This window comes from Mesorhizobium sp. M7A.F.Ca.US.006.04.2.1, from assembly GCF_004022915.1.
In the GTDB taxonomy this organism is placed as follows: Bacteria; Pseudomonadota; Alphaproteobacteria; order Rhizobiales; family Rhizobiaceae; genus Mesorhizobium; species Mesorhizobium ciceri.
Genome location: NZ_RZQA01001160.1, coordinates 1 through 1,513, shown reverse-complemented (window position 1 = coordinate 1,513; position 1,513 = coordinate 1). Strand labels below are relative to the sequence as shown.

Here is a 1,513-nt window from a genome sequence, read left to right as displayed (position 1 = left end):
GGTTTGTCGTTGGTGCCATTAAATTGAATGGTGGCCGGGCCCCAGCCCAGCGTGCCATTGCCGAGCTGAATGGCGTAGGTCACTTTATCGGTGAGACCCTCTCCCGCCCCAAGCGCTTGAATCATACTCTCGAGATTCGCCGTGTCGTAGTGGATCGTACCATCAGTGCCTATCCAGATATGGGCACCCAGGTAACTCGTGTCGGTCCCTCCTCCGACACCGCCGGAGTATGTTGCGTCGCGTGTGAGCAGATCCGCCGGAGCAAGTATCTTCGTTGCGGTCTGCACACTGTCTGCGTTATCGATGGAGTAGAGCTGTTTGGCTGCGCCACCCAGATCATTCGCCAAAACATTCAGGATCAGGACACCGGTATCATTTTCTGAGAGGAGAAAAAGGTCATCCTTCGCCTGCGGCGTGTTGGAGAAAGACGTCGTGGTGCCGCCGGCACCGGTGACCTGAGTAGCCATTTTTCAACCCCCCTTTTAAGAACAGACGCCTCATCTGTTTTATCGACAGTACTGAACGACCGGCTGCTTCCAGCCGAAGAAAAACCGCGCGAATCCAGGCAGGCATGAATTTTCGCCCTCATCCAGGCACACCGCCGCGCTTGGAACAGCCGCCTCAAGCTGGCCATTCACGGACGGATATTGACCCGATGCTGCTGGACGCGACGACTGGTCGTCACGCTACGTTCCCTACCCAACCTACATCGTCAAACTCGTGGCTTTCGACCACGAACTTTAGATGCTTCTTATATTAGGAGATTATTAACTCTTATAGAGAGGAAGCGTCAACGCCCAACTTGGCCGAACAGTTAATAGGCGAACATAAGGGGAGCCACAGTCACTAGAATCGAGTTGTGAGATCGAACAGGCGCACGCCCGATATGAGCCAGGCGGCAGACGTGCGGCTCAGCGTGACCAGAGCCCGCCAGCGCACCACCATACCAACACCGCACCTTGATCGCTGAGTACTTTTCGTGCAGCACGCCAACCCGACAGCCAGCCAGTTCGCTTGAACGGTCGGGGATTCAACTGAGATCACTTAACGCGCCGGACAGCCGGGAAGCTTCATGCCCTTGCTCCCGGAGATCTTGAAGCCGGGCAACTCGAACATCTGTCCCACACGCTCCGTAGCACTTCGTGAAACCTCGTCGTTCGGTACGTGCGACCACACCTCCTCGTTCAAGGCCGATTGATCGTCCGAGCGCTGTCGCGATCGGTCTCGTCAGGGATATATTCGCCGGCATTGGCATCGAAGCCGGTCCAGCCGCCAGCCTCGTAAGCCCTGCGGCGTTCGGCAAGATCGACCGATCTGGATTGCCCCAGAATTTCCTCGGCATTTGCAATGAGTTCATCGTCCACCCTGGCCGTGACCAACGTGCCGCCGCGGCGTACGCCCTCCGCATACACGTGGGCATCGTTCTCGGGCACGCCGGACTCCGTCAGAGCGCCGACAATGCCTCCGACCGCACCGCCTGCCACCGCCCCGGCAACGACACCTGTCGCGGTGG

General features: G+C 58.1%; 1 protein-coding gene and 1 pseudogene. Both read right to left on the bottom strand.

Annotated features, from left to right (window positions below; all coding sequences use genetic code 11):
- Nucleotides 1-467 (bottom strand): VCBS domain-containing protein (locus EN925_RS35370; RefSeq protein ID WP_206633117.1); only part of this gene is annotated, 467 nt, incomplete at its 3' end.
- A gap of 717 nt (nucleotides 468-1,184) precedes the next feature.
- A pseudogene (locus tag EN925_RS35365) lies at nucleotides 1,185-1,513 on the bottom strand (hypothetical protein); the annotation flags it as partial.